The sequence below is a fragment of the Seongchinamella sediminis genome (assembly GCF_003457605.1).
Classification (GTDB): Bacteria; Pseudomonadota; Gammaproteobacteria; order Pseudomonadales; family Halieaceae; genus Halioglobus; species Halioglobus sediminis.
In genome coordinates, this window is the sequence record NZ_QRAN01000001.1 from 139,892 (window position 1) to 164,716 (window position 24,825).

Below are 24,825 nucleotides of genomic sequence, written 5' to 3' on the forward strand. Positions count from 1 at the left end.
CATGAGCCAACCGTTCAAGGTAAGTATCGACAACGGCATCGCCGAGATGATCCTCGATCATCCGCCGGTGAACGCCTTCAACTCCGCCGGCTGGTTTGCCATCGCCGATGAGATCGACGCCCTGGGCGCCAATGACGAGGTGCGCGTCATTATCATCGGCGCGGCCGGCAAGGGTTTCTGTGCCGGTGTGGATATCAAGGAACTGGCTGCCGACGGCAGCAAGATCGTCGACGTCAACAAGGGCAACTACGAGACCTTCCGCGCCATCCACCGCAATCCCAAGCCGGTGATCGTGGCCCTGCACAGCTTTGTACTGGGTGGCGGTATCGGTATGGCCGGCGCCGCCGATATTATCGTGTGCTCGGACTGCGCCCGCTTCGGCGTGCCGGAAATCGACCGCGGCGCCATGGGCGGCGGCGCCCACCTGCAGCGCATGTTTCCGGTGCAGAAGGTGCGCTACATGTACTTCACCGGTGAGTTCATAGACGCCCAGGAAGCCTATCGCCTGGGCGCGGTGGAGAAGGTGGTGCCGCTGGAGCAGCTGCTGCCCACCGCCCGTGAGATCGCGGGGAAAATTGCCGAGAAGTCCCCGGCCATGGTGCGCCTAGCCAAGGAGGCCCTCACCGGTATCGAGGACGGCAACCTGGAAGACAAGTACCGCTGGGAGCAGGGTTTCACCCTGGAGGCCTACACCATGGGTGACTCCCAGGAATCCCGCGACGCTTTTGTCGAAAAGCGCGACGCGACATTTTAAGTGACGTCGTCCCCGCGGCGCTACGTTTTTAGTAACGTCATCCCCGCGGCGCTACGTTTTTAGTAACGTCATCCCCGCGAACGCGGGGACCCAGAACGACACAACTATTGACTGGATTGCCGCTTGCGCGGAATGACGAGGAAAGAGGCAGATTATGGATCTCGCATACACCGACGAACAAAACGCCTTCCGCGAGGAAGTGCGCAGCTGGCTCGCGGCCAATGTGCCCGCCGAACCACTGCAGACCTTCGACACCGCCGAGGGCTTTCAGCAGCATCGCGAGTGGGAAGCGAAGCTCAACGAGGGTCGCTGGGGCATGGTGACCTGGCCCGAGGAACTGGGCGGCCGCGCCTGTGACCTCATCCAGTGGCTGATCTTCGAAGAGGAATACTACAAGGCCCGCGCCCCGCTGCGGGTCAACCAGAACGGCATCTTCCTGCTCGGCCCGACCCTGATGGAGTACGGTACCGAGGAGCAGAAGGCGCGTATCCTGCCGAAAATGGCCAACGGTGAGGAAGTGTGGGCCCAGGGGTGGTCCGAGCCTAACGCCGGTTCCGACATGGCGGCGATTCGCTCCACCGCCAGGCTGGAAGGTGACAAGTACATCATCAACGGCCAGAAAACCTGGTCTACCCGCGCAGTATGGGCGGACTGGTGTTTCGGTATGTTTCGTACCGATCCCGACTCCAGCCGCCACAAGGGCCTGACCTTTATTCTGGTGCCCCTGGATACCCCCGGCATCACCGTGCGCCCCATCCCCCAGCTGGACGGCCTGCCGGGCTTCGCCGAGATCTTCTTCGACAACGTGGAAGTGTCCGTGGACAACCGCCTGGGTGACGAGGGCGCCGGTTGGAGCGTGGCCATGGCCACCGCCGGCTTCGAGCGCGGCTTGATGCTGCGGTCACCGGCGCGTTTCCAGGAAACCGCCCGCCGCCTGGTGGAACTGTACACCGCCAACCAGGCCAGCGCCGACCGCGACCCGGCGGTCCGCGACGCGGTAATCCGCGCCTACCTGGACGCGGAGAGTTACTGCCTCACCACCTACCAGACCGCCTGCCGCCTCAACAAGGGCGGCAAGATCGGCGCCGAGTCCTCCACCAACAAGATCTTCTGGTCGGAGCTGGACCAGAGCATGCACGCCACCGCGATGAGTATTCTTGGCGCGCGGGCGGAACTGCTGCCTCACGCCCCGGATGCGCAGGGTGTCGGCACCTGGCTGGACGGCTGGCTGTTCGCCCAGTCCGGCCCGATTTACGCCGGCACCAACGAAGTACAACGCAATATCATCGCCGAGAGAATGCTCGGCATGCCGCGCAAGTAAGGAGCTTAACGATGGACTTTACCTTTACTGAGGACCAGCTGTTGTTCCAGGACTCCGTGCGGGACTTCCTGGTCAACGAAGTGACCCCGGAGCGCATTCGCGAAACCTGGGAGACTGACAGTGGCCGCTCCGCTGAATTGTGGGCCCAGCTGGCCGAGCTCGGCCTGACCGGCATGACCGTACCCGAGGAGCACGGCGGCCTGGGTATGAACGAGCTGGACTTCGTGTTGCTGGCGCAGGAGTGCGGCTACGTGGCCCTGCCCGAGCCCCTGGTGCACACGGCCCTGGTGGCGGTGCCCATGCTGAATGAAATCGGCGGTGAACTGGCCGCCGAGTGGTTGCCGAAAATCGCCGCCGGCGAGGCCAGGGCCGTTGTCGGCCTGGAGCAGAACCTGCTGGTGGAAGACGCCCATGTGGCGGACCTGTTGCTGCTGCAGCAGGGCGAGCGCATCGTCGCCGCGACCGCGGACCAGGTGACCCTGCGCCACAATGAATCCGTCGACCCCTCGCGCAGGCTCTACGCGGTGGAAGCAGGCGCGGACGCGGTCACTGTCGCCAGCGGTGACGAGGCCGCAAGGCTCAGCGCCAACGCCCTCAACCGCGGCGCCCTGGGCTGTGCCGCCCAGGCCCTGGGCCTGGCCCAGCGCATGATCGACATATCCGTGCAGTACACCAGCGAACGCCAGCAGTTCGGCGTTGCCATCGGCAGCTTCCAGGCGGTGAAGCATCACATGGCCAATGTGGCGGTGCGCCTGGAATATGCCAAGGCGCCGGTCCACCGCGCCGCCTACAGTATCGCCCACGGTGAGGAGGTGGCGTCCCACGCCGTGTCCCACGCCAAGCTGGTGGCCTGTGAAGCGGCCAAGCTCGCGGCCAGGAACAGCATCCAGGTGCACGGCGCCATGGGTTACACCTGGGAAGTGGACCTGCACATCTTCATGAAGAAGGCGTGGGCCCTGGCCAATACCTGGGGCGATGCGGCGGATCACAAAACCCGCATTGGCGAACGCATTTTTGCCGAGGGTGCGGCCCTGGGTGCCGGTGCGACTTTTGCTTGATTGACGCCCGTCATCCGCCCGTGAATGACGTCATTCCCGCGGACGCGGGAATCCAGAGACACTCCTGACTGGAGCACCGCCTGCGCGGGCATCAAGGAAAGGAGACAAGAGGACCAAAAAATGGCAGAAGCATATATCGTAGACGCAGTACGCTCCCCCACCGGGCGCCGCAAGGGCGGCCTGGCCCACGTGCACGGCGCCGACCTGGGTGCCCACGTGTTGAAGACCCTGGTGGAGCGCAACGGCATTCCCGACCACGAGTACGACGACGTGATGTTCGGCTGTGTCGACACCATCGGGCCCCTGGCCGGTGATATCGCCCGCACCTGCTGGCTGGCCGCCGGGCTGTCCGATGAAGTGCCCGGCACCACCATCGATCGCCAGTGCGGCTCTTCCCAGCAGGCGGTGCATTTTGCCGCCCAGGCCATCATGGCGGGGGTCAATGACGTGGTGATCGCCGGCGGCGTGCAGACCATGACCCAGATCCCCATCTCCTCCGCGATGACCGCGGCGGAGCCCCTGGGTTTTTCCGATCCCTTCACCGGTTCCAGCGGCTGGGTCGAGCGCTACGGTGATACCCCGCCCACCCAGTTTCGCTCTGCCCAGATGATTGCCGACAAGTGGGGCTTTTCCCGCGAGCAACTGGAAGTGTTCTCGCTGGAGTCCCACACCCGCGCCATCAAGGCCATCGAGGAAGGCCGCTTTGACCGTGAGATTGCGCCCCTGGAAGGTGTAACCATGGACGAGACCCCGCGCCAGTCGACCCTGGAGAAGATGGCGGAGCTGGATATCATTTTCGGTTGCGACAAGGTCACCGCCGGCGTCTCCAGCCAGACCTGTGACGGTTCCAGCGCCATGCTGATCGTCTCCGAGGACGCCCTGAAGCGCTACAACCTGACCCCGCGGGCCCGCATTCACCACATGAGTGTGCGCGCCGCCGACCCGATCTGGATGCTCACCGCCCCGATCCCGGCCACCGATTACGCGCTGAAGAAAGCGGGCATGAGCCTGGCGGACATCGATCGGGTCGAAATCAACGAGGCCTTCGCCTCCGTGCCCATGGCCTGGCTGAAGGAAACCGGCTACGACCCGGCGAAAACCAACGTCAACGGCGGCGCCATCGCTCTCGGCCATCCCCTGGGCGCCACCGGCACCAAGCTGATGACTACCCTGCTGCACGAACTGGAGCGCAGCGGCGGCCGTTACGGCCTGCAGACCATGTGCGAGGGCGGTGGCCAGGCGAACGTAACCATTATTGAACGTTTGTAAGTTAAACAGTCATTCCCGCGCACGCGGGAATCCAGATTAACCTGAAGACCGACTCGTTCCCTCGCACGCGGGGATGACGCTGAACCGGTCCTCAGGATAGAGACAGAGGATAGTAAACATGAGTGGAATTCTGGAAGGACGTGTAGCAATCATCACCGGTGCCGGCGGCGGCCTGGGTGCCGCACACGCACGGGTATTTGCAGCTGAAGGTTGTGCCGTGGTGGTCAACGATATCAACCAGGACGCGGCCCAGGCGGTAGTAGACGAGATCACTGCGGCCGGCGGCAAGGCGGTGGTCAACGCTTCGGATATCACCAACTACGACGACAGCCTGAATGCGGTAAAGCAGGCCATCGACAGCTTCGGCGACCTGCATATCGTGCTCAACAACGCCGGCATCAACCGCGACCGCATGTTCGCGTCCATGACCGAGGCCGAGTGGGACGCGATCATGGCAGTGCACCTGAAGGGGCACTTCTGTATTTCCTCGCACGCGGTGCACTACTGGCGCGGCCAGGCGAAGGAAGGCAAGGCGGTGGATGCACGCATCATCAACACCACCTCCGGTGCCGGCCTGCAGGGCTCCATCGGCCAGTCCAACTATGCCGCCGCCAAGGCCGGCATTGCCGCACTGACCCTGAACCAGGCGGCGGAACTGGGCCGCTACGGCATCACCGCGAATGCGGTGGCCCCCTCTGCCCGCACCGGCATGACCAGCGCGGTGCCGGAGATGGCCGAGCGCATGGCCAGGCCGGAAGACGGCAGTTTCGATCACTTCGCCCCGGAAAACGTATCCAATCTGCTGGCCTGGCTGGGCAGCGCCGAGGCGGCCCACGTTAGCGGCCGGGTATTCGAGTCCGAGGGTGGTCGCATCTGCATCTGCGATGGCTGGCGCACCACCGAGGGCGTCGACCGCGGTGCCGCCTGGGCCCCCGCGGAGATCGGCGAGGCCATGAAGGTACTGCTGGAAAAAGAAGTACCGGCGCAGAAAGTCTGGGGCACCTGATCCCGCCACGCCCCGGCGTCATTCCCGCGTGTGCGGGTATGAAGGGCGACTAAACCAACTCCCCGCACTGGCGGGGGATGACGGGAATTTCCACCGTCATCACTGGAGCAACTATGGAATTTGCATTCACAGAAGAGCAGGAAATGATCCGCGACACCGCCGCGGCATTCCTCGCCGAGGTGTCCGGCAGCGAGGCGGTGCGCGCCGCCATGGCCACCGAACAGGGCTACGATACACAGCTCTGGCAGCGTATCTGCGGTGAAATGTATTGGCAGGCCATCCACATTCCCGAGGAATATGGCGGTATGGGCCTGGGCTATGTGGAACTGGTGGCCATGCTGGAACAGATGGGCCGCTACCTGCTGTGCTCGCCGTTTTTCGCCACCGTCTGCCTGGGCGCCAATGCGCTGCTGGTAGCGGGTAACGATGACCAGAAAGCGCAATACCTGGGGCAGCTGTGCGAGGGCACACTGACCGCGACCCTGGCCTTCAATGGCGGCAGCAGTCGCTGGGACGCCGATGCCATCACCGCCACCTGGCGCCGCGAGGGCGACGGTTTTGTGCTCGACGGCGACTACCGTTACGTGATCGACGGCCATACCGCCAACACCCTGGTGGTAGCGGCCCGCGAGGCAGGCAGCAGCGGCGAGGCGGGTGTTTCGCTGTTCCTGTTGCCGGCGGATACGGCGGGGGTCAGCCGCCAGTGGCTGCCCACCATGGACCAGGCCCGCAAGCAGGCCAGTATCAGCCTTGCCGGGGTCAGCGTCGGTGCCGATGCCCTGCTGGGCGCCGCCGGCGAGGGCTGGCCACTGCTGGAAAAGGTCATCGACCTCGCCACCGTCGCCCTGGCGGCGGAGCAGGTGGGCGGCGCCCAGCAGGTGCTGGACCTGGCCGTGGCCTACACCAGCGAGCGGGTGCAGTTCGGCCGCACCATCGCCAGCTTCCAGGCCATCAAGCACAAGGCCGCGGACATGATGATGAAGGTGGAGGTGGCGCGCTCTGCCGCGTACTACGCGGCCTGCGTCGCGCAGGAAGCCCTGGCCGGGGGTGAGCCGGCCGCAGAGCTGCCGGAGGCGGCCAGCGTGGCCAAGTCCTACTGCTCCGACAGTTACTTCGCCAACGCCGGCGACGCCCTGCAACTGTTCGGCGGTGTGGGCTTTACCTGGGAGTACGACGTACACCTGTACTTCAAGCGCGCCAAGTCATCCGAGCACATGCTAGGCAACGGCGCCATCCACCGCGAGCGGCTTGCCGCCATGCTGCTGGACTCTTAAGGAGGGATAGGCATGAAGTTGAGTTTCAGTCCCGAAGACGAGCAATTCCGTGAGGAAGTTGCCGGCTGGTTGAAGGCCAACCTGGTCGGCGAATTCGAGAAACTGAAGTACCGCGGCGGCCCCGGCGACGAACACATGTTCCCCGCCGAGCGCCAGGAATGGGAGAAGAAGCTGGCCGAGGGCGGCTGGACCTGTGTCGGCTGGCCCCGCGAGCACGGCGGCCGTGGCTGTTCCATCGAGCAGCAGGTGATCTTCTTCGAGGAATACGCCCGTGCCGGGGCGCCCGGCCGTGTCGGTCATATCGGTGAGGGCCTGGCGGGCCCCACCCTCATTGCCTTTGGCACCGAAGCGCAGAAACAGAAGTACCTGCCGGGGATTCTGGCGGGCACCGAACTGTGGTGCCAGGGCTACTCCGAACCCGGCGCCGGGTCCGACCTCGCCAACGTGAAAACCAAGGCCCGCTTCGACGAGGGGAAGGGCAAGTGGGTCATCAACGGCCAGAAGGTGTGGACCTCCCTGGCCCACGAATCCGACTACTGTTTCGTGATCGCCCGTACCGACCCCGATTCGGTGGCCCACAAGGGCCTGGGCTTCTTCCTGGTGAAGATGGACCAGCCCGGGGTGGACGTGCGCCCCATCGAGCAGATCACCGGCACCAGCGAGTTCAACGAGGTGTTCTTCGACGACGCCGAGTGCGATGCGGACGATATCGTCGGTGCGCCGGGTGAGGGCTGGAAAGTGGCCATGGGCCTGCTCGGCTTCGAGCGCGGGGTGTCCACCCTGGGCCAGCAGATGCAGTTCCAGAACGAGCTGGACGAGGTGGTGCGGGTGGCGAAAGCCAACGGCGCCGCCCGGGACCCGGCCATCCGCCAGCGCATTGCCGGTATGCACGCCGAGCTCAAGATCATGCGCTACAACTCCATGCGCATGCTCTCCGGCCAGAGCAGCGGCGATGGCTCCCTGCAGAAGGAGGCACTGATCTACAAGCTGTTCTGGGCCACCTGGCACCGCGAGCTGGGCGAACTGGCCATGGACGTGATGGGTCCGGAGTGCGAGATCCTCGAGGGTGGTCCCTATGAGCTGAGCCGCCTGCAGTCCATGTACCTGTTTGTGCGCTCCGACACGATTTATGGCGGCACCAACCAGATCCAGCGCAACATCATTGCCGAGCGCGGTCTGGGTATGCCGAAAGAGCCGAAAGGCACTGCCCGCTAAGGAGAAGGAAAAGACTATGGATCTCAAGAATCCGCAATATGTAGAGGGCCACGGCCTGATCAAGGGCCGCTCCGTGCTCATTACCGCCGCCGCCGGCGCCGGCATCGGCTTCTCCGCCGCCCAGCGCGCGGCGGAAGAGGGCGCCCGCGCCATCGTCCTCAGTGATATCCACGAGGGCCGCCTGAACGCCGCCGTGGACAAGCTGAAGGAAGAAACCGGCCTGCAGGAGGTGTGGGGGCTGGTAGGCAACGTTGCCGTTGAGGAAGACGTGCGCGCCCTGATCGACTTCGCCGAGGACAAGCTCGGCGGTACCGACGTCCTGATCAACAACGCGGGCCTGGGGACCTCCAAATTGCTGATCGACATGGAAGACGATGAGTGGCACAAGGTCATCGATGTGACCCTTAACGGCACCATGCGCATGACCCGCTACATGATGAAGGTCATGAAAGAACGGGAACAGGGCGGCGTTATCATCAACAACGCCTCCGTGCTTGGTTGGCGGGCCCAGAAAGAGCAGGCCCACTACGCCGCAGCCAAGGCCGGAGTCATGGCCCTGACCCGCTGTGCCGCCGTGGAAGCCGCCGAGTTCAATGTGCGCATCAACGCCGTGTCACCCTCTATCGTCCTGCACCCCATGCTGCGCAAGTCCGCGCCGCAGGAATTGCTGGATGAACTGGAGTCGAAGGAAGCCTACGGCCGCGCCGCCGAGGCCTGGGAAGTGGCCAATGTCATGATGTTCCTGGCCTCCGACTACTCCAGCTATATGACCGGCGAGGTTGTTTCCGTATCCAGTCAGCGGTCATAATTCCCGCCACACGGAATCAGGGTCGCGGCGCAAACGGGCCCGGGGCCTGACAGAAATCACAGTTGAACCCGTCCGGGGTTCATAGGAGAAAGAGCAATGAGAGAAGCAGTTATCGTATCTACCGCCAGGACCGGCCTGGCCAAATCATTCCGTGGCGGTTTCAACAACACGGAAGCGCCCGCCATGGGCGGTCATGTCGTTCGCGCTGCGGTTGAGCGCGCCGGCATTGACCCGGCGGAAGTGGACGACTGCATCATGGGCGCCGCGGCGCAGCAGGGTACCCAGGGCTACAACATTGGCCGCCTGAGCGGTATTGCCGGCGGTTTGCCGGATACCGTTGCCGGTATGGCCATCGAGCGCCAGTGTTCCTCCGGGCTGATGTCCATTGCCACGGCAGCCAAGAGCATTATCTGCAACGAGTACGACATTGCCGTCGCCGGTGGTGTCGAATCCATTTCCCTGGTGCAGACCAAGCACAAGAATAGCTATCGCAATGTGTCCGAGACCGTGACCGCGATAGATGAAACCGCCTACATGCCGATGCTGGAAACGGCGGAAGTGGTCTCTGACCGGTACAACATCTCCCGTGAAGACCAGGATATCTATTCCCTGCAGAGCCAGCAGCGGACCGCGGCGGCCCAGGAAGCGGGTCTGTTCAATGACGAGATCGTTCCCATGCATACCGTTAAGTCGGTATTCAACAAGGAGACCAAAGAGACCAGCTATGAAGAGGTCGTGGTCGATCGCGATGACTGTAACCGTCCCTCCACGACCCTCGAGAGTCTGGCGGCGCTGGAACCCGTGTGGAAAGACGGCCAGTGGGTGAAAGAAGGTCGTTTCATCACGGCCGGTAACTCCTCCCAGCTGTCTGACGGCGCTTCTGCCTGTGTGGTGATGGATGCCAAACTGGCGGCGCAGAAAGGCCTGGCGCCGCTGGGCATTTACCGCGGCCTGGCCGTGGCCGGCTGCAGGTCGGATGAAATGGGCATAGGCCCGGTGTTTGCGGTACCCAGGCTGCTCGACCGTCACGGCCTGTCGGTGGACGACATCGGCCTGTGGGAACTGAACGAGGCTTTCGCCTGCCAGGTGATCTACAGCCGCGACCAGCTTGGCATCGACAACGACAGGCTCAATGTCAACGGCGGTTCCATTTCCATCGGCCACCCCTTTGGCATGAGCGGCGCCCGCATGGTCGGTCACGCCCTGCTGGAAGGAAAACGCCGCGGCGTCAGGTACGTGGTCGTCACCATGTGTATTGGCGGCGGTATGGGTGCCGCCGGTTTGTTCGAGGTCGCCTGAAACAGCTACCCGCATTCCTGAACGCCGGCGTTAAAGCCGGCGTTATTGCCTCGGGGCCGCAGCGGCCCCGCAACTTTACCCCGCTTTTCCTGTCCAACCGGTGCTACAATGGCGCGGACTTTGCCGCGCGGGTTAGTTGCAACGCGGCTGAATTTTGTGCAGCGGCACAGGTGGGCGATGAAGAAAATCGGCGAACTGCTGGTAGAACAGGGCAAGGTGTCAGAGCGGGACGTGGAGCGTACCCTGCTGGCCCAGAGCGAAATGGGCGACATGTTCGGCCAGGTGCTGGTGAAGCTGGGTCTGGTGTCCGAACTGGATTTTGCCCAGGTGCTGAGCCAGCAGCTGGAGATTCCCCTGCTGGCCGCGGCTGACTATCCCGAGGAAGCTATTGCTATCGACGAGGTGGCGGAGGACTTCCTGTTTTCCAACGCGGTGGTGCCGGTGGCCCGCAGCGAGGCGCGTGTTACCTTCGCCGCCGCCGTGCCCCAGGACCCCTTTCTCAGCAAAGCCCTGGCCATGGCGCTGGAGAAGCCCGTGGTTATCGTCCTCGGCCTGGAGTCGGATATCAACCGCGCCCTGCAGCTGTACCTGCAGGCCGGTGACGGCGAGGAGGAAGACGAGCTCAACGACCAGTTTGCCGGGCAGAGCGACGACGAGTTCATCGAGCACCTCAGGGACCTGGCCAGCGAGGCGCCGGTCATTCGCCTGGTCAACCAGATTATCCACCGCGCCGTGGACATGTCCGCCTCCGATATCCATATCGAACCGTTCGAGGATGGCCTGCACCTGCGCTACCGGGTGGACGGCGTGCTGCAGGAGCATCCGGATGCCCCCGCTCCCAGTCTCGCCCCGGCCATTGCCTCCCGGATCAAGCTGCTGGCACACATGAATATTGCCGAGCAGCGACTGCCGCAGGACGGCCGCATCATGACCCGGGTCAAGGGGCACGAACTGGACCTGCGGGTCTCGACCATTCCCACCGTGCACGGCGAGAGTATCGTCATGCGGGTGCTGGACCGGGAGAGCATCCGCCTCAGCCTGCCGGACATGGGCTTTAGCGAGGACACCCTCAAACGCTACCAGGAACTGCTGGCCCGGCCCCACGGCGTACTGCTGGTGACCGGCCCCACCGGCTCCGGCAAGACCACCACGCTCTATGCCTCGCTGGCCTCGCTGGACTCCGACTCGCTGAAAATCATTACCGTCGAGGACCCGGTGGAGTATCAGCTGCAGGGGGTCAATCAGATCCAGGTTCAGGCGCAGATTGAATTGACCTTTGCCCGCGCCCTGCGCTCCATCCTGCGCCAGGACCCGGACATCATCATGATCGGTGAGATGCGTGATACCGAGACCGCCCAGATCGGCGTGCAGTCGGCACTTACCGGTCACCTGGTGCTGTCGACCCTGCACACCAATACCGCCGCTGGCGCCATTACCCGCCTCGAGGACATGGGGGTGGAGCGCTACCTGATTACCTCGTCGGTGAACGGGGTGCTGGCCCAGCGCCTGGTGCGGACCCTGTGCAAGACCTGCAAGGAACCGGTGGCCCTGCCTGCCGACGCGGCGGCCCGCTCGGGTATTGCCGCCTACCTGGCGCCGGGCCAGCAGGAGGTTTATCGGGCAGTGGGTTGCCCGGCCTGCATGGAGACCGGCTACAGTGGCCGTACCTCCATTCACGAGCTGTTTCCGCTGGACGATGAAATGCACCGGGTGATCATGAGTGGTGCCGATGCCACGGTTCTGCATGCGGCGGCGCGGCGGCAGGGTATGATCACCCTGTACGAGGACGGCCTGCGCAAGGTTGCCGCCGGTCTCACCTCCATGGAGGAAGTGCTGCGGGTGACTCAGGACCAGAGTGAAACCGAAGCGGCTCCCGAGGCGGCGGTTGCGCCACAGTCATCGGTTCCCGCCTGATCGATGGCGTCCTTTACCTACAAGGCGGTTGGCCGGGACGGTAAAACCCGGCAGGGGGTTATCGAGGCCGACGGTCAGGAACTGGCCACCCGGCAGTTGCGCGGCCAGGGCCTGACCCTGTTGAAGCTGGAGCGGGGCGGCGAACTTGCCGACCCGGAGAAATCCCCGGGCAAACCGCCCAGCCGCCAGGATGTGCTGTCCATGACCTCGGAACTCGCGGTGTTGCTGCGCGCCGGGCTGCCCCTGGACCGGGCGCTGAAGGTGCTCATCGACATGGCGGTGCAGCCGCAGATGCAGCTGCTGCTGAACGAGCTGCTCAAGGCAGTCAAAGGCGGCAAGCCGCTGTCCTCGGCCATGCAGCCCCACGAACAGATTTTCGGCTCTTTCTACATCAGCATGGTGCGCTCCGGCGAAGCGAGCGGCCAGCTATCGGAGGTACTCGATCGCCTGGTGGAGTATCTGGAAAACGCGAAAACAAATCGCGACAGCGTGATTTCAGCGCTGATTTATCCCGCCATCCTGCTGGTGGTGGCGGTGCTGTCGATTGTGCTGATGCTCGGCTTCGTGGTGCCCCAGTTCGAGAGCCTGTTTGAGGATATGGGCGACGCCCTGCCGGCGCTGACCCAGATGGTGCTTTCCGGTGCCGACTTCATCAAGTCTTGGGGCTGGCTGCTGCTCATTTTGTTGGTCGGCGGTGGAATAGTCTTCCGCAACTGGTCGTCAACGGCGGAGGGCAGGGCAGCGCTGGACAGGCGCATGCTCGGCCTGCCCCTGGCCGGCGGTATTGTCTTTGAGTTCGAAGTGTCAAAATTTGCCCGCACCACGGGAACTCTGCTGGGTAACGGGGTGTCTCTGTTGAAGGCCATTTCCATCGCCATCGATACCGTGGACAACCGGGTGATACGCGAATCCCTGCAGGTGCTGCCGCCGGCGGTGAAGTCCGGCAAACGGATGTCGGTGGCGCTGGAAGAAACCAGCATGTTCACGCCCATGGTGATACAGATGGTGCGGGTGGGCGAGGAGTCCGGCAGCCTCGACAAGATGCTGCTGGAGCTGGCAAAGGTGTTCGATGATCATGTGCAGTCAGGGGTAAAACGCGGCCTGTCGCTGCTGGAGCCGGTGTTGATCCTGGCCATGGGGGCGATAATCGCGGTGATTATCATCGCCATCCTGATGGGCATTCTGTCGGTGAACAACCTGGCGGTGTAAAAACGAAGAACAAGGGGATGGGCAGGCGTTTGCCCGCGCCCCCGGGAAACAGCAATCAAGCGGGCGGCGCTTGCCGCCGGCAGAGGAATAGCAATGAAACAACAGAGTCGTCACCCATTCAGCCGCCGGCAGCGCGGTTTCACCCTGATGGAACTGCTGGTGGTGCTGGCCATTCTCGGCCTGCTGATGAGCCTGGTGGGCCCGCAGGTACTGAACCAGCTCGGTGGCGCCAAGACCAAAACCGCCGGCATTCAGATCAAGGACCTGGAGCAGGCTCTGGAGATGTACAAGCTGGATGTAGGGCGCTTTCCCTCCACCTCGGAAGGGCTGGAGGCGCTGGTCAGGAAGCCGGGGAGCGCCACTGGCTGGAACGGGCCCTACCTCAAGTCCGACGTGCCGCTGGACCCCTGGAACCGCGAGTACCACTACAAGTATCCCGGTGAGCGCGCCGAGGTGGATATCTTTACCTATGGCGCCAACGGCTCTCCCGGTGGCGAGGGTGAGGACGCCGACGTCGGCAACTGGAAGTAAGCGTCCCCCGTCGCCTCAACAGCGCCCCCATGACTGCCCTCAAGCCTGACTGTTCCACACGGGGGCAGCGCGCCTTTACCCTGGTGGAAATCATGGTTGCAATTGCCATCGTCGGCCTGCTGCTGGCGGTGGCCGTGCCCGGCTCCATGCGCATGTACCAATCCATCCAGTACCGCCAGGCGGTGCGCGACGTGCTGACTACCCTGGCCGATGCCAGGCACCAGGCGGTTGATAAAGGCAGGGCGCAGGATGTGGCCTTCGATCCGCAGCGCCGGCAAGTCAGTTTTGCCGGCGACACCCGGCAGTTGCCCGAGGGCTTCCAGCTGACGGTGACCACAGCCAGTGAGGTCAACCGCGACGGTCTCGGCCTTATACGCTTCTACCCCGAGGGCAGTTCCACCGGCGGCGACGTGGACATCGCCGCTCCCACCGGGCGCGGGGTGCGTATTTCGGTGGACTGGTTAATGGGCGGCGTGAGCCAGAGCAGCTATGACGCCGATTAAGCGCCAGCCCGGTTTTTCATTGCTGGAGATGCTGGTGGCCATTTCCATTCTGGCGTTGGCGCTGGGTTCGCTGTACCAGGCGGCCAGCGGCGCAACCCGCAACGTGCGCACCTCGGAGCGCTATGCCTACGGTGTCGAACTGGCCCGTTCGCTACTGGCCGACCATGCCATGGTGGACAGTGGCGGGGTCAACACGGCCGGGGAAACGGCCGGGGGCTACCAGTGGCGGGTGCAATCGCAGCTCCGCGATCTGGGGCGCGGCGACCTGAGGGGTGTCCAGCTGCACGACCTGGAAGTCGGGGTAGCCTGGTTCGATGGCAGTAAACGCCGCGAAATCGTCTTGAATTCAGTGGTGGAGGCTTATTCACGTGAGCGCCGCTAATGGTCAGCGGGGCTTTACCCTGGTGGAAGTCATGGTGGCCCTGACCATACTCAGCATGGTGTTGCTGGGCACGGTGACCGGTATGCGCACCCTGGGCAACACCCAGGCGTCTATCGAGCGGGCCACAGCCCGGGTCGATGAAATCCGCACCGTCAGCGGCTTTCTGCGCCAGCTGATGGAATCGGCGGTGGTTGGTGCCGGCAAGGGCGGGCTGACCCTCGGGGGCGGAACGCTGGAAGCCACTTACTTCCGGCTCGGAGCCGGGTTCGTCGAGTGGAAGACCAATCTCCTGTTCGGCGAGGCCTATGGTGGTGTTCACCTGGTGAGAATTGCCGCTGACGAGGGTCAGTTAATGCTGCGCTGGCTGGAACCGGAGCGCGTGCAGCCGGATGAGGAGCGCTGGCGGGCTGCGCCCGCCCGCCCGCTGGTTAACGACCTGGAAGGCTTCACCCTGCAGGTGCGTGAGGAATTCCAGGCGGACTGGACAGAAAACTGGGAGGAGAGCGCAACGGCACCGGCATTGGTGCGCCTGCAGATAAAGTCTTCCGGGCGCTACTGGCCCGATCTCATCATGCAGGTGCAGCGATGAAGGCGAAGCAGGGCGGGGTGGCGCTGGCGATTGTGGTCTGGTTCATCGCCGGCATGTCGTTGCTGGTGGCGGGAATTGTCTCCCACGCGAGGACGGATACGCGCACCACCCAGGTTCACCTCGCCAGAGCCAAGGCGGTGGCCTCCGGCGATGGCGCCATCCAGCTGGCGATGGTGGAGCGCAACCAGGGTTTCGAGTCGGCCGCCGCCGGGCCAATGATTTCGGAAAGCCGGCACCGTCTGGGTGAACTGGAGGTGAGAGTGCAGATTGTGCCGGCAGCGGGGTTCGTGGATGTCAATCACGCTTCCGGGGATGTGCTGGCAGCGCTGTTCCGGCTTACCGCAGGGATGACGCCCGGGGATGCGAAAACGGTGGCGGACAATGTGCTAAAGTGGCGGCAAAATACCGGTGCCCGAGAAAACCGGGCGGGTCCCAGGCGTGGCAGTCGGGAGTTTTACTCGCTGGAGGACATGCTGCGGGTGGAGGGAGTAAACCGCGCGCTGCTGGACGCCATCCGTGACTATGTGGTCGTGGGGAACTGGTCCAGCGGCAGGATGAACTGGAGCGCCTCTCCCGGGTCGATGATGCAGATGCTGGAGCAGGTTAACCCGGAGCAGTCCGGGGCGGTAGGCAAGCGCAGGGATGCCATGTTCGAAGCTGCCGCCGCCGTTGCCGGCAGCAGACGCTTGCCGGCCAGCGGGGTGTTCCGGGCGGACGCATACATCGGGTATGGCGGCCGCACCTGGCTGCGGCGGCGCTGGTTGAAACTGGAATCCGGCGGCGATTCCAGCCTGCCCTGGCGGGTGGTGCGCACCGAAGCGCCGCGCGTTGTGGGCCTACAAGAAAGCAAGGGGACCTCCGATGTTTGAATCGGGCCAAAACTGGGAGCTGTTCGGCTACGACATGCGCAACCTGGGCAAGCACTTCAATGCTGCCTGGCGCGACTTGCTGTGGGCCTATGATTCACCGCTGCGGTCCCGCCTGGACGAACCGGTCGAGTTGCGCACCCCATCCGGTACTGCCAGTTACCAGGCAGGCCAGCCCTGCGCAAAAGCGCGTACCGATTGCAGCGCGGTGTTGCTGCCCGAGGAGCTGGCGCTCACCCGGGCGCTGCGCCTGCCGCTGGCGGTAGAGGCGGATCTGGAAGAAGTGCTGGCGCTGGAAGTGAACTCCAGCAGCCCGTTTGCGGCTGCCGACACCGGCTATGGCTGGGCGCTGGTGGCCCGGGACGACCAGTTTCTGCAGGTGGCGCTGGTTATTGTGTCACTGAGTTCGGCGATGACCTACATCGGCCACCAGTACGACAGCCACGACGCCCAGGCCCAGGAGGTCTGGGTCGATGTCGAGGGTCGCATGGTGGTCATCAGGGGCTTTGGCGAGGGCCGCCGGCAGGAATGTTACCGGCGCCGCCTGTTCAGGGTGGGCGCCATGCTGGCGGCGACTGCCCTTGTGCTGTTGCTGATCGTTGCCGCCGGTGCCGGCTTCAAGAAACTCGAATTGGAGCGTCTTGAGCAGATTGCAGCCGTGGCTGCAAGTGATGCCGAGCAGGCCACGCGGATGCGCAACACCCTCGGCGCCGCCAATGCAACGACCCTCGCCGTCGACGCGGTGAGCAGCCTTTACCCCAGTCCGCACCTGGAACTGGCACGGCTCAGCCGGTTACTGGCCGACGACGCCTACGTCGAGAGACTGTCTATTAACGGCCGGGAAATTGACCTCCGCGGCCGCGCTGTCGATGCCGCGGCAATAATGCAGCTGCTGAGCAAGCAGCCCGAGTATGCGACGGTCACCACCGCCAGCGCCATTCGCAAAATCGCTGGCACCGACCTGGAACAGTTCCACTTGAAAATCCAGCTGCAGGAGGCGGTCATATGATGGCCTGGGTCAAAGCCCACCGGCGCAGCGCCGCCATTTGCGGCGCCACCGTATTGGTGCCGGTACTGGTTTACCTCAACCTGCTATTTGGTACCTGGGGCTTGCGCCAGGCCTATGCCGATGATGTGCACAGGCTGGGCCCGCGTATCGCGCGCCTGCAGGGCATACAGCAGGTGGAGGAACGACTGCGGGAGTCCGCCGGGCGAGTGCAGCGACAGACTGCGCGCCTGGTATACCCGCCCAGCGCCGAGAAAACCGACGTTGCCGCCGCCATGCAGGCGGATGTACGCCAGCTGCTGACCGACGCGGGCCTGACCGTCAGCAACAGCCAGGCTCTGCCGGTCCGCGAGGAAGAAAAGTTCGACTACATCGGGGTCAAACTGACCGTGGCCGGTGATGTCGCCAGCCTGGACCAGGCACTGGCCGAGCTGGCGGCCTTCGCGCCGTTGATTATTGTTGAGTCGCTGGACATCTGGCCGACCCGCCAGCGTTCCCGGCGCGGCGAGGTGGAGCCCCAGGAGGCCACGGCCTCCCTGCGGCTGGTGTCACTGAGGTCGGTGATATGAATCTGGTCGACCGTTACCGCAATCTCGAGGACCCCACGCGAGCGGAGCGTCGGGTTGAGCTGGCACTGGTGCTGGTGTTACTGCTGCTCGCCCTGCAGCTGCTGTGGGGCGGTTTCCGGGCCCTGTTCCCGGCCCTGCCCGAGCCGGTGCAGCCGCGCCCGGACTCCCTCCAGGTGAGTGAGCTTGTTGTGGGCGTGGAGGTCGACCCTGGGTTACGCGCCGAGATTGCCGCGAGGCCGCTGTTCTGGCCGAGTCGCCGGCCACCCGAGCCCGAGGTCGAAGCGCTTGCCGAGGCGCAGCCTGAGGCCGAGGCCGAGGCCGGTAAGCCCGGCAAAATTGACGGCATCCAGCTGACCGGCATATTTGGTGGAGGTGAGTCAGCCGGTATCATTGTCATCAACAAGGGCAAAAAACGCCGCCTGATGGTGGGCGAGAAAATCAACGGCTGGGAACTGGCATCCGTGCAGCCTTCAGAGGCGCTGTTTATTAATGGCGACCGCAAGACGGCGCTTGTCCTCAAGCAGGCGGTGATTCAGGCAGCCCCGGCAGTGTCCCCAGCCGCTGCAGCCGCTCAGGCCGCTGCCGATGACCGCGCCGGGAAACCAAAGAAAGCATCCGCAAAGCAGCGTGAGACCTCGCAGCCGGAAGACAGCGGCTCCCTCACCCTCGGCGGGCGCGCGCGTCCCAACCAGACCTAATTACAATCACATGAACAGGCCGACAGGAATGAAAACATTGCGACAGACCGCTGCCATTGCGCTACTACTGCTGGTCAGCAGTTGCACGACCATCAGCGGTACGACCTCCATGGACGTCGCCGATGATGCCGCTGCCGAATCAGCGCCGGCGCTGGCGAGCTCCGCCGCCGAGCTGGCGGCCGCCAGGGACGATGAGGAGGAGCCCGAGGCCCAGCCGGCGGTGGTGTACAAGGGCACGGATCGCCACGTGAAAATGCCCGCGCGGCAGGAACCGGTGCGCTTCCTCGGTGACGATGTCAGCCTGAATTTCGAGCAGGCGCCACTGAGCGAAGTCACCCACGCCATCATGGGTGATATCCTCAAGCTCGACTATGTGGTCGACCAGCCGATCCAGGGTCAGGTGACCCTGCGCACCCGCACCCCGATTCCCCGCGACCAGCTGCTGAATGTGCTGGAGTCCCTGCTCAAGTCGAACAACAGCATCATGATTCGCGGCACGGACGGACGCTACCTGGTCACCGGCACCAATCGCGGTACCAGGCTGGCGCCGCGGGTGTCCAATCCGCGGGACACCGCGGCGGGCTTTTCAACGGTGATTGTGCCGCTGCAGTACATCAGCGCCGCCAACATGGCGGAGATTCTCAAGCCGGTGGCCGACGAGTCGGCGTTTGTCAGAATCGACAATTCCCGTAACCTGCTGATGCTGGCCGGTACCCGGGAGCAGCTGGATGGCTGGCTGGATATTGTCGCCACCTTCGACGTGGACCAGCTGGCCGGTATGTCAGTGGGCCTGTTCCCGCTGGAAAACAGCAGCGTGGAGGAGGTTAGCCTGGCGCTGGAGGCGATGATGAACACCAAGGACGGCGGCAGCACCCTCAAGGACATGATCCGGGTGGTGCCGGTGGAACGCCTTAACAGCATTCTTATCGTGACCCCCCGCGCCCACTACCTGGACAGCGTACAAACCTGGATCGAGCGCCTCGATGCCGCCCACTACACCGAGTTCGATCAGCGCCTGTACGTCTACCCGGTGCAAAATACCACGGCCAGTCGCCTCGCCAACCTGATCAACAGTATTTACACCGGCCGCAGCCAGGGCGGCGACCAGTACAATGACCGCAGCCCGCGAGATGCGGCGGGGGTCGCGCCGGGCATGTCGCCGGAAACGCTGGGCTCCTCCAGTGGCTCATCCTTTGGCAGTAGCAATCGCCAGTCGCCCGCCGCATCGGTTTCCAGTATGAACGTGCAGGGCCCAGGCGGCAGCCGGGAAGCCGCTGTCGACGTGCGGGTGGTGGCCGATGACGAGAACAACGCCCTGATGATTTATGCTACGGCCATGCAGTACCGCATTATCGAGTCGGCATTGAAGCAACTCGATGTGGTCGCCACCCAGGTCATTATCGAGGCCAGCATTATGGAGGTGAGCCTGACCGACGAGCTGAGTTATGGCCTGGAGTGGACCTTCAAGGATGGTTTGGGAGACTACAGTGGCGAGGGCTTTCTCTCGAGTATAGCTGGGGCATCCAGTCCGTCTTCCATTGTGCCGGGGTTTTCTTATACAGTATCCAAATCGATGGGCGATATCCGGGCCGTACTCAATGCGCTGGCCAAGGAAAGCCTGCTCAATATCATCTCGAGCCCGTCAGTGATGGTACTGGATAACCACACTGCCTATATCCACGTGGGCAGCCAGGTGCCGACTATCGACTCCCAGACCGAGTCCCTGGCCAGCGACACCGGGCGAGTCACCCAGAGCATCACCTATCGGGATACAGGCGTCAAACTGGAAGTAAAGCCGTCGGTGAATGCCGGCGGTCTGGTGACCATGGACGTCAAGCAGTCGGTCACCGACGTCGGCGAGATCGATGCCGCCACTGACCAGCGCGCCTTCCTCGAGCGCAATATCGAGAGCCGGGTGGCGGTGCGTTCGGGTGAATCGGTGGTGCTGGGTGGGCTGATACGGGAGAACGCCAGTACCGCCTCCCAGGGGGTGCCCTGGCTGCACAGTGTGCCGGTGGTGGGTGCCCTGTTCGGTACCGACACCGACACCTCCAACCGCACCGAACTGCTGGTAATCATCACCCCGCGGGCGCTTTACAACGAATCCGAGCTGCGTGATGTCAGCGAGGAAATGCGCGCCCGGGTCCGTAACCTGGAGCTGATCGATCCCGCCAACCTGTGATTGGGCGCCTTGCGCGGGCTTTGGTACTTTTCACGAACTGCGCTTTTGGCCGGCGACAGCAGGTGGGCGCCAGCCCTCTAGCACCCATCTGGTGCATGCGGGTGCCGCCGGCCTGGCCCCGGGTGCTGTGGAGTAACGGCGGGCGGGCAAGCCGCATCGAGTAGCGGAAGGCGGTCAGCAAGTCGCTGCCCGCTGGCCCCATACCAAGCGCCTGTCAAATCGCGTATAATCGCGCCCTCTTTAAACAAACGGTTGTTAAAACAGTATGTTACGTAGCATAAACGTGTTGGTCCTGGTGCTGTCCGGCCTCTGGCTGGCGGGCTGTGGCGAGCAGGGCGGGCAGTCGGCCCAGCTGACGCCGGAGCAGGTCAAAGCCCTGGAAACCCGGGTCGAGGAACGCTGGCAGGCGCGCATCGCCCACGACTGGGGCAAGGCCTGGGAGTACACTTCGCCTGCTTACCGAGAAGTTTTCCCTAAGCAACTGTATGTCAAAAAGTTTTCCTATACGGCGAACTGGGAGTTGACAGGTTTGGAGGTAACTAATTATGATCCGCATGCAGCTGTAGCAAGTGTGGTGGTGCGGGTCATGTCCATGCCAACCAAACAAACCTCTGCAGCAGCTAAAGCGTTAGGTGCGATGCCCCGCGAACTGCACGAAAGGTGGATCCTTGTCGACGGTGAGTGGTGGTTTGGTGCCAACTATTAGCTGTTTTGTATGTTGACAGCTGGCTGCGGCTGGCAATAATAGCGCTAGCAACTTTGTACCATTGTTGTAAAAAAGACTAAACATTAGGAGTCTCCTTATGAACACAAACTTTAAGCCTCTCGGCCTGGTCGCTGCTGTTGCAACTGCAACTGCCGGCTATGCTGGTGTAGCAAATGCACAGGACTACGCTGCTCGCACCGAGCTGGGTGACCTGGCGATTGTTCCTTACTACACAGTAATGGAAGGCTACGCCACTGGCGTAAACATCGTTAACACTGCCGACGAAACTCAGGTTATCAAGTTCCGTTTCCGCCGTGCTACCGACTCAATGGACGCACTGGACTTTAACGTGGTCCTGTCTCCCTACGACATGTACACCGGCTTCATCTCCATGTCTGGCGACGACATCACCTGGACGTCTAACGACAACAGCTGTACCGCCCCTGCCTACAACGTGGGCGACAACAAGTTCGCGATGCCCGACATCTACCGCGAAGATGCGGAAACCGGCTACATCGAAATCATCAGCATGGGTTCTGTCGATGAAACAACCGGGTCGCAGGCGCTGGCAGTCGCTGCCAAGCACGACTCAACCGGCATGCCCGCCGACTGTGATGCGGTACGTGACAACTTCTTCGCTGGCGGTGTTTCCAACAGCAAGAAGGGTGTGGTTAGCTCTTCAGCCACTGTAGGCCCGAACATCGCCGTTGAAGGTGCGCCGCTGGCGACCACCAACTACGTTGCGTCTTCCGATTCGCTGAAAGTGTCCTTCTTTATCAAGTCGGACGCGACCGGTACAGAATTCGGTGACAACGCGGTTCACATCGAAGGCTTCCTGGACACTCCGTCCATCACCAACCAGCAGACTGGTATCTTCTCCAACGACCTGCAGGGCTTCGACTACCCCGACCTGAACGGTGGCGCACCCACCAACCCGGCGTCTCGTGGCAAGTTCAATGCGCTGCGTGAAGCGCTGGCTGCCAGCAAGCTGGTTAACGACTGGTCCGCCAACGTGGCCGGTGACTTCAGCGTCGATACCGACTGGGTAGTCACTTACCCCGGTCAGTACGTGCAGCTGGACCTGGCTGCGTACATTCCCATGACCATCTACGGTGCGGGTAATGAAGATCTGTGTCTGCGCGCGGGCGAGACTGCAGATCCTGAGCTTGGCGAAGTACCAAACTGTGACTTCCGTGACATCCCCGTCACTGCGTCCATCACTGTTTACGATCGTGAAGAGCAGGAAGTGACTGTGGAAGAAGGTGAACTGGTTGTATCTCCTTCGCCGCCGGTTATCACGCCCAAGATTACTCTGGATAACGAAGTGAACGTCATCCAGTGGGGCGGCGCGCCGGTACTGAATGCGCCTGTGGCCATCACTGGCCTGGACGTACCTGCCGGTGCCAGCTTCGGTTGGGCCTCTCTGGTAGGCTCACCGTCAGCTAACAACGACAGGCTGTGTGACTGGGATCTGGCGGCTCTGGCTCAGCTGGAAGATGATCCCGAGGCGAACGTAGATCCGTATGTTTGTGTTGAAGACCCTGCTCCCGTAGGCGATGTTGTGTTCACCAACACTGCTCCCGCAGTCGGTTTCGTAGCCTGGCAGCGTAACTTCGGTGCCAACCCGGATGCCAACTACGGTCGTATCGTAGAGCACAGCCGTTCGCAGCCTGCTTCCTAAGCTGCGTCCTCTGCTCCGTAAATACGGGTAGAAAAGCAAGACCAAAGGCCGGCACCTCAGGGTGTCGGCTTTTTTTTTGAATCTTTATCGATCAAGAGGATTTTCTTCGCCATGAAGCGAGTGAACTTATTTCCCCTGGTTACAGCGGCGTTGTTGCTGTTCTGCCTGCCGGCTGCGGCAGAGACCACCGTGGTACGCGACGGCGATGTGTCCCTGAGCAGGGAGGAACTGGCCCACCGTGTGGATGGCTGGACCGGGCAAATGCGCGAGTCCGCCCTGGCTGACCCGGGTGACCGGCTGGAGCTGATCAATATGGAAGTGGTCAACAAGAAACTGGCCCTGGCGGGGGCGGAGATTGTTGCGGCCGATCCTCAGTTGCGTTTGCAGCTTCAGAGCGTTGTCGAGCGTTTCCAGCGCGATATATTGCTGCGCCACCACCGCGACAATATGGACTACCCCGATTTCAGCAAGCTCGCCCGGGAGCAGTATGATCTGAACCCGCGCAAATACGCGCTGATACCGGAGCGGCGTATGTCCTCCCATATCCTGTTCGCCTCACCCGTCGGCCAGCCCCGCGATGAGGTACTGGCACAGGCGGCCGAGGTGCTGGAGCAATTGCGCGCCGGGGCGGATTTCGAGGAAGCCGTTGCCGAGTATTCCGAAGAGCCGGGTGCCGCGGAGAAGAAGGGCAAGGTAGACCGGTGGATGAAACTGGGTGAGAAGGGTATTTCCCCACCCTATAGCGAGGGTCTGTTCAATATTGGCGCCGTGGGCGAGTATTCCGACCTGGTGCAAACCCAGTTTGGGGTGCACATTATCCGCCTGGACGGTATCCAGGAGGAAAGTTTCAAACCCTTCGAGGAGGTCGCCGCGGAGATCGAGAAGCAGCTGCGCGATGAGTATACCGGTCTGGAAATGAAGGCCTTTGTTACCCGCTTCAATATGACTGACGAGGTGGAAATCGACCAGGCTGCCATCGACGAGATTCTGGCGCCCTACCAACAAGCGGAGTGACCGTCGCCGTTGATGTCGCCGTTCTCCTCTGTACCTACAACGGAGAGCGGCACCTGCACGAACAGCTGCGCTCGCTGGCCGCCCAGGTCGATGTTGGCTGCGAGCTCTGGGTCAGCGACGATGGCTCAAGCGATGCCACCCTGGGACTCATCCGCGGGCAGCAAACCGCGGGCGCAATCCGTTCGCTCAAACTGCTCGCTGGCGATGGCCAGGGCCACGCCGCTAACTTCCTGGGGCTGGCGGGGCGGGTGGAGAGCGCCAGCGACTACTACGCTTTCTGCGACCAGGACGATATCTGGGATGCGGACAAACTCACGCGGGCGGTCAGCTGGCTGCAAACCCAGCCGGCGATCGTGCCCGCGCTTTATTGTTCCCGCACCCGCTTTGTCGACGAAGCGGGCCGGCCTTGTGGCCAGTCCCCCCTGTTCCGCAGAACCCCGGCCTTCGCCAATGCCCTGGTGCAGAATATCGCCGGGGGCAATACCATGGTATTCAACCGCGCGGCCCTGCACGTGCTGCAGCAGGCGGGGCAGGTGGATGTGACCAGCCACGACTGGTGGCTGTACCAGCTGCTGGCCGGCGCCGGCGCCAATATTTTTTATGATCCCCGGCCCGGCCTCAGCTACCGCCAGCACGCGCGCAATGTGATTGGCGCCAATACCGGGTGGGCGAGTCGCGTCCGCCGTTACCTCGGTGCCCTCGGCGGGCGCAACCGGGGCTGGAATGATCGCAACCTGCGGGCGCTGGCGGCCAATCCCCGCTTGTTGACCCCCGCCAGCCAGCGGCAGTTGCAGCTGTTCACCCAGTTGCGCGCCGGCAGCCTGTTACAGCGCTGGCGGGCGCTGCGCAGCGGCGGCTTTTACGCCCAGACGGTGAGCGGCAACATCGGGCTTTATATCGCCACATTGCTGCAGAAAATGTAGCTGATTCACGTATAATGCGGCAGCATTTCCGCTGACTGCGAGCTCCAG

The 24,825-nt window shown here is 63.1% G+C and carries 24 protein-coding genes; all 24 read left to right on the forward strand.

Going from position 1 to position 24,825, the window contains the following annotated elements; translation table 11 throughout:
- The first annotated feature begins 1 nt into the window (after position 1).
- On the forward strand, positions 2 to 754 hold the full coding sequence (locus DWB85_RS00500; RefSeq protein ID WP_117952100.1) for an enoyl-CoA hydratase family protein: 753 nt from the start codon (positions 2 to 4) through the stop codon (positions 752 to 754).
- A 154-nt stretch (positions 755 to 908) separates the two neighbouring features.
- On the forward strand, positions 909 to 2,075 hold the full coding sequence (locus DWB85_RS00505; protein ID WP_117952103.1) for an acyl-CoA dehydrogenase: 1,167 nt from the start codon (positions 909 to 911) through the stop codon (positions 2,073 to 2,075).
- Positions 2,076 to 2,086: 11 nt separating this feature from the next.
- Positions 2,087 to 3,133 carry an acyl-CoA dehydrogenase family protein gene (locus DWB85_RS00510; protein ID WP_117952106.1) on the forward strand — a complete coding sequence of 349 codons (1,047 nt, stop codon included), beginning with the start codon at positions 2,087 to 2,089 and terminating at the stop codon, positions 3,131 to 3,133.
- A 120-nt stretch (positions 3,134 to 3,253) separates the two neighbouring features.
- A complete protein-coding gene (locus tag DWB85_RS00515; RefSeq protein WP_117952109.1) occupies positions 3,254 to 4,402 on the forward strand; it encodes an acetyl-CoA C-acetyltransferase in 1,149 nt (382 codons plus the stop codon).
- Positions 4,403 to 4,520: 118 nt separating this feature from the next.
- Complete coding sequence (locus DWB85_RS00520; protein ID WP_117952113.1) at positions 4,521 to 5,408, forward strand: SDR family oxidoreductase; 888 nt, start codon at positions 4,521 to 4,523, stop codon at positions 5,406 to 5,408.
- Between the two features lie 113 nt (positions 5,409 to 5,521).
- Positions 5,522 to 6,682, forward strand: coding sequence for an acyl-CoA dehydrogenase family protein (locus tag DWB85_RS00525; RefSeq protein ID WP_117952115.1), 1,161 nt, complete (start codon positions 5,522 to 5,524; stop codon positions 6,680 to 6,682).
- Positions 6,683 to 6,694: 12 nt separating this feature from the next.
- Entirely contained in the window at positions 6,695 to 7,897 is a 1,203-nt protein-coding gene (locus DWB85_RS00530) for an acyl-CoA dehydrogenase family protein (protein ID WP_117952117.1), read from the forward strand.
- Between the two features lie 16 nt (positions 7,898 to 7,913).
- Positions 7,914 to 8,705, forward strand: coding sequence for an SDR family oxidoreductase (locus tag DWB85_RS00535; protein WP_117952120.1), 792 nt, complete (start codon positions 7,914 to 7,916; stop codon positions 8,703 to 8,705).
- A 96-nt stretch (positions 8,706 to 8,801) separates the two neighbouring features.
- A complete protein-coding gene (locus tag DWB85_RS00540; RefSeq protein WP_117952122.1) occupies positions 8,802 to 10,004 on the forward strand; it encodes an acetyl-CoA C-acyltransferase in 1,203 nt (400 codons plus the stop codon).
- 177 nt (positions 10,005 to 10,181) lie between these two features.
- Complete coding sequence (locus DWB85_RS00545) at positions 10,182 to 11,918, forward strand: GspE/PulE family protein (RefSeq protein ID WP_117952126.1); 1,737 nt, start codon at positions 10,182 to 10,184, stop codon at positions 11,916 to 11,918.
- Positions 11,919 to 11,921: 3 nt separating this feature from the next.
- Entirely contained in the window at positions 11,922 to 13,127 is a 1,206-nt protein-coding gene (locus tag DWB85_RS00550; RefSeq protein ID WP_117952129.1) for a type II secretion system F family protein, read from the forward strand.
- Between the two features lie 93 nt (positions 13,128 to 13,220).
- Positions 13,221 to 13,658: a type II secretion system major pseudopilin GspG gene (gene gspG, locus DWB85_RS00555; RefSeq protein ID WP_117952132.1), complete on the forward strand. Its 438-nt coding sequence runs from the start codon at positions 13,221 to 13,223 to the stop codon at positions 13,656 to 13,658.
- Positions 13,659 to 13,687: 29 nt separating this feature from the next.
- Positions 13,688 to 14,161, forward strand: coding sequence for a pilus assembly FimT family protein (locus DWB85_RS00560; RefSeq protein WP_117952135.1), 474 nt, complete (start codon positions 13,688 to 13,690; stop codon positions 14,159 to 14,161).
- Positions 14,148 to 14,543: a type II secretion system protein gene (locus DWB85_RS00565; protein WP_117952138.1), complete on the forward strand. Its 396-nt coding sequence runs from the start codon at positions 14,148 to 14,150 to the stop codon at positions 14,541 to 14,543. Before DWB85_RS00560 ends, DWB85_RS00565 begins: the two co-directional genes overlap by 14 nt.
- The gene (locus tag DWB85_RS00570; protein WP_162845951.1) at positions 14,530 to 15,132 is read left to right on the forward strand and encodes a prepilin-type N-terminal cleavage/methylation domain-containing protein; all 603 of its coding nucleotides are present in this window, start codon (positions 14,530 to 14,532) and stop codon (positions 15,130 to 15,132) included. The genes DWB85_RS00565 and DWB85_RS00570 overlap by 14 nt, the downstream gene beginning before the upstream one ends.
- Positions 15,129 to 16,001, forward strand: a complete 873-nt coding sequence (locus DWB85_RS00575) for a hypothetical protein (RefSeq protein WP_117952145.1) — start codon at positions 15,129 to 15,131, stop codon at positions 15,999 to 16,001. The genes DWB85_RS00570 and DWB85_RS00575 overlap by 4 nt, the downstream gene beginning before the upstream one ends.
- Complete coding sequence (locus DWB85_RS00580; RefSeq protein ID WP_117952148.1) at positions 15,994 to 17,007, forward strand: PilN domain-containing protein; 1,014 nt, start codon at positions 15,994 to 15,996, stop codon at positions 17,005 to 17,007. Before DWB85_RS00575 ends, DWB85_RS00580 begins: the two co-directional genes overlap by 8 nt.
- Positions 17,007 to 17,573 carry a type II secretion system protein GspM gene (gene gspM, locus DWB85_RS00585; protein WP_162845952.1) on the forward strand — a complete coding sequence of 189 codons (567 nt, stop codon included), beginning with the start codon at positions 17,007 to 17,009 and terminating at the stop codon, positions 17,571 to 17,573. The genes DWB85_RS00580 and gspM overlap by 1 nt, the downstream gene beginning before the upstream one ends.
- Complete coding sequence (locus DWB85_RS00590) at positions 17,570 to 18,271, forward strand: hypothetical protein (RefSeq protein WP_117952154.1); 702 nt, start codon at positions 17,570 to 17,572, stop codon at positions 18,269 to 18,271. The genes gspM and DWB85_RS00590 overlap by 4 nt, the downstream gene beginning before the upstream one ends.
- 28 nt (positions 18,272 to 18,299) lie before the next feature.
- Positions 18,300 to 20,453, forward strand: a complete 2,154-nt coding sequence (gene gspD / locus DWB85_RS00595; RefSeq protein ID WP_117952156.1) for a type II secretion system secretin GspD — start codon at positions 18,300 to 18,302, stop codon at positions 20,451 to 20,453.
- A gap of 283 nt (positions 20,454 to 20,736) precedes the next feature.
- Positions 20,737 to 21,159, forward strand: coding sequence for a hypothetical protein (locus tag DWB85_RS00600; RefSeq protein ID WP_205422631.1), 423 nt, complete (start codon positions 20,737 to 20,739; stop codon positions 21,157 to 21,159).
- 97 nt (positions 21,160 to 21,256) lie between these two features.
- Positions 21,257 to 22,840: a hypothetical protein gene (locus DWB85_RS00605; RefSeq protein ID WP_133300532.1), complete on the forward strand. Its 1,584-nt coding sequence runs from the start codon at positions 21,257 to 21,259 to the stop codon at positions 22,838 to 22,840.
- Positions 22,841 to 22,951: 111 nt separating this feature from the next.
- Entirely contained in the window at positions 22,952 to 23,854 is a 903-nt protein-coding gene (locus tag DWB85_RS00610) for a peptidylprolyl isomerase (protein ID WP_117952162.1), read from the forward strand.
- Positions 23,851 to 24,777 (forward strand): glycosyltransferase family 2 protein, encoded by a 927-nt coding sequence (locus DWB85_RS00615; RefSeq protein ID WP_117952166.1) that lies wholly within the window; start codon positions 23,851 to 23,853, stop codon positions 24,775 to 24,777. Before DWB85_RS00610 ends, DWB85_RS00615 begins: the two co-directional genes overlap by 4 nt.
- Positions 24,778 to 24,825 lie beyond the last annotated feature (48 nt).